The 8,030-nt window shown below is 66.4% G+C and carries 11 protein-coding genes; 5 read left to right on the top strand and 6 right to left on the bottom strand.

Annotated features, from left to right (window positions below; genetic code table 11):
- Nucleotides 1-185: 185 nt before the first annotated feature.
- Nucleotides 186-338, bottom strand: coding sequence for a hypothetical protein (locus EV655_RS18590; protein ID WP_165905281.1), 153 nt, complete (start codon nt 336-338; stop codon nt 186-188).
- A 670-nt stretch (nt 339-1,008) separates the two neighbouring features.
- On the opposite strand from EV655_RS18590, the gene EV655_RS05755 reads away from it, so the two are divergent.
- Nucleotides 1,009-1,644, top strand: coding sequence for an alternative oxidase (locus EV655_RS05755; RefSeq protein ID WP_132542742.1), 636 nt, complete (start codon nt 1,009-1,011; stop codon nt 1,642-1,644).
- An 8-nt stretch (nt 1,645-1,652) separates the two neighbouring features.
- Here the strand turns inward: EV655_RS05755 and EV655_RS05750 are convergent, their stop codons facing one another.
- A complete protein-coding gene (locus tag EV655_RS05750; RefSeq protein ID WP_132542740.1) occupies nt 1,653-2,027 on the bottom strand; it encodes a PAS domain-containing protein in 375 nt (124 codons plus the stop codon).
- A 149-nt stretch (nt 2,028-2,176) separates the two neighbouring features.
- Between EV655_RS05750 and EV655_RS05745 the strand changes: the two genes are divergently transcribed.
- The 3 genes from EV655_RS05745 to tpiA all read left to right on the top strand — a co-directional run bounded on the left by EV655_RS05745 (nt 2,177) and on the right by tpiA (nt 3,791).
- Nucleotides 2,177-2,533, top strand: a complete 357-nt coding sequence (locus EV655_RS05745; RefSeq protein ID WP_132542738.1) for an SUF system Fe-S cluster assembly protein — start codon at nt 2,177-2,179, stop codon at nt 2,531-2,533.
- A 25-nt stretch (nt 2,534-2,558) separates the two neighbouring features.
- Entirely contained in the window at nt 2,559-2,927 is a 369-nt protein-coding gene (locus EV655_RS05740; RefSeq protein ID WP_132542736.1) for a HesB/IscA family protein, read from the top strand.
- A gap of 105 nt (nt 2,928-3,032) precedes the next feature.
- A complete protein-coding gene (tpiA, locus tag EV655_RS05735) occupies nt 3,033-3,791 on the top strand; it encodes a triose-phosphate isomerase (RefSeq protein WP_132542734.1) in 759 nt (252 codons plus the stop codon).
- Between the two features lie 29 nt (nt 3,792-3,820).
- Here the strand turns inward: tpiA and EV655_RS05730 are convergent, their stop codons facing one another.
- Nucleotides 3,821-4,183 carry a DUF1428 domain-containing protein gene (locus tag EV655_RS05730; protein ID WP_132542732.1) on the bottom strand — a complete coding sequence of 121 codons (363 nt, stop codon included), beginning with the start codon at nt 4,181-4,183 and terminating at the stop codon, nt 3,821-3,823.
- A 75-nt stretch (nt 4,184-4,258) separates the two neighbouring features.
- On the opposite strand from EV655_RS05730, the gene EV655_RS05725 reads away from it, so the two are divergent.
- Complete coding sequence (locus tag EV655_RS05725) at nt 4,259-4,717, top strand: MarR family winged helix-turn-helix transcriptional regulator (RefSeq protein ID WP_243644998.1); 459 nt, start codon at nt 4,259-4,261, stop codon at nt 4,715-4,717.
- Nucleotides 4,718-4,793: 76 nt separating this feature from the next.
- On the opposite strand, the gene EV655_RS05720 is transcribed toward EV655_RS05725, so the two are convergent.
- From EV655_RS05720 to EV655_RS05710, 3 genes are all read right to left on the bottom strand, one after another.
- Nucleotides 4,794-6,191, bottom strand: coding sequence for a TRAP transporter large permease (locus EV655_RS05720; RefSeq protein WP_132542728.1), 1,398 nt, complete (start codon nt 6,189-6,191; stop codon nt 4,794-4,796).
- A 3-nt stretch (nt 6,192-6,194) separates the two neighbouring features.
- Entirely contained in the window at nt 6,195-6,893 is a 699-nt protein-coding gene (locus tag EV655_RS05715) for a TRAP transporter small permease (protein ID WP_132542726.1), read from the bottom strand.
- Nucleotides 6,894-6,983: 90 nt separating this feature from the next.
- Complete coding sequence (locus EV655_RS05710) at nt 6,984-7,988, bottom strand: TRAP transporter substrate-binding protein (RefSeq protein WP_132542724.1); 1,005 nt, start codon at nt 7,986-7,988, stop codon at nt 6,984-6,986.
- Nucleotides 7,989-8,030 lie beyond the last annotated feature (42 nt).

Genomic DNA, 8,030 nt, shown 5'->3' with positions numbered 1-8,030 from the left:
CGCAGAAAACGACTTCGGAGCCCTCGGCGACACCTCAACCCTCGCCGACCCATCCGTCGTCGAGACACTCATCGAAAACAGGATGAACAGGGGCTGACGCCCCGCAGGGCGCAGGAAAGGACAGGGCCGGCGCGCGATGGCGCCGGCCCGTTCCGTTTCGCATCGGCATCAGACCGCGCCCGGGCCTAGCAGCCCGGATAGGTCATCACGGTCCCCATCTCGCTGATCTCGCCAACGCCGGGCTCACATTCCTGCACCGGCTGGGCCACACAGGCCGCCAGCGCGACCATGAGCGACAGCCCCAGGACCGCCTTCCCGAAAGACTTGATGGTGATCATCTGCACCTCCATCGGCTGTGCGGGCTCGATCCCCCGCAGAAACTGAACTAATCGGTTCAGATAGAATCGTCCATGATCGCGATCAAGCATGACGCAGCGACACGGGCGCCGTTTTGTGCACAGGCGATCTGTGGGGGGAGATGACGATTCCAGCCGCGTGCCGCAGCACCACAGATGGCCAGGGGGCCACCTGAAAGCCCTTTTTCACAAGGGTTTGGGACCATGCCACGCCGCACAACGCCACGCGCCGAAACGCCAAAAGACGCCTTCCCGGGACACTATGCCGGGGCGGCTGTTCACATGGTTATCCACAGCCCTGCGACTTACGGGGGACGACATTCACGACCAGTGATTCGTCCCAAGCCACAGGCAGAGCGGGCTTTGCTCGGGGCATTTCATAGTTGTTTTTCCATTACTCTGACAACCCCTGATAGTTCTCCGCCAACCGCGACCGAATGACCTTGGCGGCGCCACAAAATGGCGCAGCAAAGGTGCCGCACCGCTCCTGGGCGCAGAGGCCGGTTCGGCCCGCGGCGGGGGGCCGGGCAAGACGGGTCACACTGTGCTGACGGTGCGGTCACAGTTGCGTGCGGCACCGGTGCGCAATGCCACACCGGCGTTGACCCCTGCCCGGCGCGGCCAAGCTGTTCCGGAAAACCTGGAGACACCCATGTTCGATTCCTCCGACCGCACGGCCCCCGACCTGACCGCCCACAAGCCCCCCGCGGATATCCGCGACCGCGTGGCGTTGCGGATCGTCAAGCTGATGCGCGTCTTCGCCGACGCGTTCTTTGCAAAACGCTATGGCCACCGCGCCGTGGTGCTGGAGACCGTCGCAGCCGTCCCCGGAATGGTGGGCGGCATGCTTCAGCACCTCAAGGCGATCCGCCATATCCGCGACGATCAGGGCTGGATCCGCGAGTTGCTGGACGAGGCCGACAACGAGCGGATGCACCTGATGACCTTCATCAAGATCGCCCGGCCCACGGCGCTGGAACGCGGGATCATCCTTGTCGGGCAGGCGCTGTTCTTCAACGCCTACTTCTTTCTCTACCTCTTCGCGCCGCGGATCGCCCACCGGGTGGTCGGCTATCTCGAGGAAGAGGCGGTGATCAGCTATACCCAGTACCTGGCGCAGGTCGACGCGGGCGAGGCCGAGAATGTCCCCGCGCCGCAACTTGCCATCGACTACTGGGGCCTCGCCCCAGAGGCGCGGCTGCGCGAGGTGATCGTTGCCGTCCGCGCCGACGAGGCCGGGCACCGCGACCGCAACCACGCGATGGCCGACAGCCTGGCGGGCGTGTAGTGGCCGGGTCAGACCGGGTTCTGGGCGCCCGCGAAATACATCAGCCGTCCATCCTCGTCAAAGATCGGCCGGATGCGCAACCGGTTGACGAAAGGCGTGCCGTCCTTGCGGTAGTTCAGCAGGTCGATGGTAAAGGGCGTCTGCGCGCGCAGCGCATGGCGGATCGCCTCGACCGCGTGGGGATCGGTGTCCGGCCCCTGCAGAAAGCGGCAGTTGCGCCCCACCGCCTCTTCGGCGGAATAGCCGGTCTGCCGCTCGAATTCCTCGCTGACATAGATCATCGGGTTATCCGGCAGCGACGGATCCGAGATCACCACGCTCATCTCGCGCTCGTCGCGCTCCAGCAGCGCCCGTGCCTCGTCGTCCGTCAGATCCCTGCGCATCCCCATGCCCCCATGGTTTCTTGTTTGCCGCTTCTGCCTAGCCCGCCCGCATCCACCGGGCAAGGGCGCGCGGCGGGGCAATCGGGCTCTGGACGCCGCGCCGCCAATTCCTTATATGTTTAGTAGGATTTTCAGGGACCGCGACAGCGATGCAGCAGGAAAAGCTAGAGGGGACGCCGCTTATCCGGCCGTCTTCCACCGACCATCCCCTTTACCCGCAGGTCGTCGAGGCCTGCCGGTCGGTTTTCGATCCGGAGATCCCGGTGAACATCTACGACCTTGGCCTGATCTACACGATCGAGATCGACGCCGAGAACGCGGTGGCGATCACCATGACGCTGACCGCGCCGGGCTGCCCCGTGGCGGGCGAGATGCCGGGCTGGCTGGCCGAGGCGGTGGAACCGTTGCCCGGCGTCAAGCAGGTCGATGTCGAGATCACTTGGGATCCGCCCTGGGGCATGGACATGATGTCCGACGAGGCGCGGCTGGAACTGGGCTTCATGTGACGCCCGGCAAGAGGGAGATTTTGGGATGTTCGGAATTCCCGGCAAGCAGGCTGTCGTCCTGACGCCCGCCGCGGCGGCGCAGGTGGTCCGGCTGATGGCAAGACAGAACGCCGCCGGCCTTCGGATCGGGGTGAAGAAGGGCGGCTGCGCGGGGATGGAATACACGATGGATTACGTCGCCACGCTCGACCCGATGGACGAGGTGGTAGAACAGGACGGCGCGCGCGTCGCCATTGCACCGATGGCGCAGATGTTCCTGTTCGGTACCGAGATCGACTACGAGGTGGGCCTGCTGGACTCGGGGTTCAAGTTCCGCAACCCCAACGTCACCGAGTCCTGCGGCTGCGGCGAATCGATCAAGTTCCGCGAGGTCGACGAGACCGCGGGGAACTGACCCGGCCGTGATCCCCCCTGCCCCGCTGCGCGCAAAAGGGGCGTTCCGCTCGCCCCGCAAATGCCCTAGGAAGACCCTCGGAATCCGTAACGAGGGAGTGAGCGCATGCGGCGGAAACTGGCGGCCGGGAACTGGAAGATGAACGGGACGGGGGCGTCGCTGAGCGAGGCGATGGCACTGGCAGCGGCCCATCCAGATCCGCAGGTCGACATCCTGCTTTGCCCGCCCGCCACGCTGATCGACCGCATGGCCGACGCGGTGCATGGCTCCAGGCTGGCGGTCGGCGGCCAGGATTGCCACGCGGCGGCATCGGGGGCACATACCGGCGACATCTCGGCCGCAATGCTTGCGGATGCGGGCGCCTCCTACGTGATCCTCGGCCATTCCGAACGGCGCACCGACCATGCCGAGACCGACGCCGCAGTGCGCGCCAAGGCAGAGGCGGTTCTGGCCGAGGGGCTGGTCGCCGTGGTCTGCGTCGGCGAGACCGACGCCCAGCGCGACGCGGGCCAGACGCTGGCCGTGGTCGGCGCGCAGATCAAGGGCTCGCTGCCCGATGCGGGCGTGACCGGCCAAAGCGTCGTGGTCGCCTACGAACCCGTGTGGGCGATCGGCACGGGGCGCGTGCCGACGCTGGATCAGATCGCCGAGGTCCACGATTTCATGCGCGCCGAACTGGTCGCCCGGTTCGGCGACGCAGCCCATGGCATCCGGCTGCTTTATGGCGGCTCGGTCAAGCCGTCGAACGCCGCCGAGATCTTCGCCACCTCGAATGTCGACGGCGCACTGGTGGGCGGGGCCTCGCTGACGGCGGCCGATTTCTCGGCGATCATCGCCGCGCTCGAGGCGGCCCCAGCGGCCTGAACCGCGCAAAGGCGAGCGGGCGCGCGGCCTCAGGCCATGGCGCCCGCCTGCACGAGGGGCGCGAAGCCCCCGTAGATCATCCGCTTGCCGTCGAAGGGCATCTCCTGCATCTCGGCCATGCGCGGGTCTTCCATCATCCGCTTCCAGCCCGCATCGCGCGCCGCCTTGTCCGGCCAGAGCATCCACGAGAACACCACCGCCTCGCCCGGCTCGGCCTTGACCGCCATCGCAAACGAGGTGAGCTTGCCGTCGGGCACATCGTCGCCCCAACATTCCCACATCGAAAGCGCGCCGAACTCCTGGAACAACGGCCAGGCTTTCTCGGCGTGGGCACGATAGGCGGACTTGTTCGCCTCGGGCACCGCAAGCACGAATCCGTCGACATAGGCCATGATTTCCTCCCTTCCTGTCCCGTCGATTTCGGTGGCATCCCGACTCGCACGGCTTTATGTTGATATCAACATAACATGATCGACCCCGCGATGCGAGACCATCTGCCCCAATCCGTCGCCCATGCGGTCGGCGAGCGCTGTCTGTGCCTTCACGTCCAGCGCGCGGCCCGGGTGCTGGCGCGGCGCTTCGACCGCGCGCTCAGGCCGTTCGGGCTGACCAGCGGGCAGTTCTCGCTGATGATGGCGCTGAACCGGCCTGTCCCGCCGCTGATCGGCGACCTGGCGCCGTTCCTCGGCATGGACCGCACGACGCTGACCGCGGCGTTGAAACCGCTCGAACGGCGCGGACTGGTCGCGGCGGCCGCCGATGCGCAGGATCGGCGCGGGCGGCGGCTGCGGCTGACGGAAACGGGCGCGGATCTCCTTGCGCGGGCGCTGCCGGCCTGGCGCGCGGCGCATGACGCGCTGGATGCCGACCTGCCCGATCAGGCGGGGCTGCGTGCGGGTTTGCTGCGGATCGCTGCAACGGGTTGAGGACACGGGTAAGGCGCCGCCCCGGCGCGGCCGCGAACGCATCGCTTGCGCCGGTCCCGAAGGACCGGCGCTCGGCTCACTTGATGATGATCTCGGGGCCCATCACTGAGGTCGGCAGCCAGGTCGACAGCCAGGGGATGTAGGTCACGATGATCAGGAACACGAACAGCACCGCAAGGAAGGGCAGCGCCGCCCAGACCACCCGCATCATCGGCATCCCCGCAACGCCCGAGGTCACGAACAGGTTCAGACCCACCGGCGGCGTGATCATCCCGATCTCCATGTTCACCACCATGATGATGCCCAGGTGAATCGGGTCGATCCCCAGTTCTATCGCGATCGGGAACACCAGCGGCGCCACGATCACGATCAACCCCGAGGGCTCCATGAACTGACCGCCGATCAGCAGGATCACGTTGACCAGTACCAGGAACATCACCGGCCCGAAGCCTGCATCCAGCATCGCGCCCGCGATCTTCTGCGGGATCTGCTCGTCGGTCAGCACGTGTTTCAGGATCAGCGCGTTGGCGATGATGAACATCAGCATGATGGTCAGCTTGGCGGCATCAAGCAGCGTGTTCCGCGTATCGCGGTGGACGAACCCCGTGACCAGCGCCTGCGGCCGCTGCCAGAGCGGCACAGGCCGCCCGCCCTCTTCGCGCGGCTTCAGCGGCCCCATGTCGCGATAGACAAAGACCGCGATCAGGAAGGCATAGACCGCGGCGACGGCCGCCGCCTCGGTGGGGGTAAAGATCGCCCCCGTCACGCCCGGAATACCGTAGATCCCGCCCATGATGATGCCGATCAGCATCAGCCCCCAGAACGCGTCGCGGAAGCTGGCGAAGATCTCGCCCCAGCCCTGCCAGTCTCCCTTGGGCATGTTGCGGATCACCGCCATGACATAGATCGCCAGCATCAGCATCGTGCCCGCCAGCAGGCCGGGGATCACGCCCGCAAGGAACATCCGTCCGACCGAGACGTCGGTGGCCGAGGCATAGACCACCATCACGATCGAGGGCGGGATCAGGATCCCCAGCGTGCCCGCGTTGCAGATCACCCCGGCGGCGAAATCGCGGGTATAGCCCACCTTGCGCATCGCCGCGATGACGATCGAACCGATGGCGACCACGGTGGCGGGCGACGATCCCGACAGCGCCGCGAACAGCATGCAGGCAAAGACGCCGGCAATGGCCAGCCCGCCCCGCAGGTGCCCGACGCAGGCGATGGAGAACCGGATGATCCGCCGCGCCACGCCGCCCGTCGACATGAAGCTGGAGGCGAGGATGAAGAACGGGATCGCCAGCAGCGTGTAGTGCCCGGCCATCGCCTGGTACATCGACTGCGCGATCGAGGCCAGCGAGGTCTCGGAAAAGGCCAGCAGGAACAGGATCGACGCCATGCCCAGCGAGACCGCGATCGGCACGCCGATCAGCAGGAAGCCGATCACCATCGCGAAGAGAAGCGCGACTTCCATGGCTCAGGACTCCTTGCGTGCGGCTGCGGCCTCGGCGACCGCATCCTCGGCCTCGTGGCTGACGATCAACCATTCCTGGCGACCCGTCACGATCCGCCAACCCGCCTGGACCAGGCGGAACAGGATCAGCGCCGCGGCCAGCGGCACCATGGCATAGGGCACGGCGACGGGCAGTTTCTCATAGGGATCCTCGCCCTCGGGCAGGAACAGGTATTCCAGCGGGCCGCGCAGGACTTCCGGGATCGGGATGCGCTCGGTCGGGACGTAGCCGCGGTAATCCCAGGGCTTCATGTCCTCGAAGCCCGTCGGGAACCAGCGCCCGGTGGTCGGCGCAAGGTTGGCGAAGGGCGCCCAGTAGTCCCACGCTCCCTTCATCAGCAAGGCCGCATAGGCAAGGCAGATGCCCAGCGCCACCAGCGACAGCACCCGCCGCGTTCCGCGCGTGGCCATGTTCAGCAGCGCGTCCACGCCCAGATGCATGGTGATCTTGAACCCGTAGGCGATGCCGAACAGCACCAGCCAGGCGAACAGGACCAGTGTGACTTCCAGCCCCCAGATCAGCCCGGTATTGAAGACATAGCGCAGCACCACGTTGACGAAGGTCACCAGCGTCATCAGGCCGAGAAGCGCGGCGATTGCCGTTTCCTCGAAGGCATGCACCGCGCGCCCCAGCGCGGATTTCGGCCGGTAAGATGCACTCATCCCCTGCGGCTCCCCGATTGTCGTGAACGGTCCGGCACCGGACGGCGGCCCCGTGAAGGGGCCACCGCGGGTGTCACGGAAGACGGCGCGTCAGCTGCCGCTCTTGTTGAAGCTCTGCGCGGCCTCGATGTTCTCGGCGCCGATATCGGCCTCGAACTTGGCCCAGACGGGCTTCATCGCGTCGACCCAGGCCTGGCGCTGTTCGGGCGTCAGTTCGCGGATCACGCCGCCCGCATCCAGGATCGCCTGCCGCGCCTCGGTATCGACCTGATCGACCGCGGCGTTGCGATCGACGGTCACCTCGCGAAGGATCGTCGCGATCTGGTCGCGGACGCCCGCGTCGAGGCCTTCCCACCATTCGACCGAGGTCACCACCAGATAGTCCAGCGCGCCGTGGTTGGTTTCGGTGGTGCCGTCCTGCACCTCGAAGAACTTCTGGCCGTAGATGTTCGACCAGGTGTTCTCCTGCCCGTCGACCACGCCGGTCTGCAGCGCGCCGTAGACCTCGGAGAAGGCCATCGGCTGGGGGCTTGCCCCCAGCGCCTCCATCTGCGCCACCAGCACGTCCGAGGTCTGCACCCGGAACTTCAGCCCCTGGGCATCCTCGGGCACCAGCAGCGGCTTGTTCGCCGACAGCTGCTTCATCCCGTTGTGCCAGAACTCCAGCCCCAGAAGGCCGCGGCGTGCCATCGACTGCTTCATCGCCTCGCCGGCTTCGGAAACCTGGAAGGCGTCGACGGCCGCGATGTCCTCGAACAGGAAGGGCAGGTCGAAGATGCGGAAGACCTTGGTGTATTTCTCGAATTTCGACAGCGAGGGCGCGGCGAACTGGACGTCGCCGTTCAGCATCGCCTCAAGCACCTGGTCATCGTTATAGAGCGTGGTGTTCGGATAGACCTCCATGCAGGCCACGCCGTTCATCTCGGTGTTCACCCGCTCGGCGAACAGCGCCGCGGCGATGCCCTTGGGATGCTTGTCGGCGTTGGTCACGTGGCTGAACTTGATGACCATCTCGCCATCGTCGCACTGCGCCAGCGCAGCGCCGGCCGATACGGTCAGCGCCACGGCGGCAGCGGCGGCAGTCAGGGTCTTCATGCGGTATCCTCCCAGATCGACTGGTTGCTTGTCAGGAACGCC

This window comes from Rhodovulum euryhalinum (assembly GCF_004342445.1).
Classification (GTDB): Bacteria; Pseudomonadota; Alphaproteobacteria; order Rhodobacterales; family Rhodobacteraceae; genus Rhodovulum; species Rhodovulum euryhalinum.
This window is presented reverse-complemented; position numbering and strand designations above follow the sequence as displayed.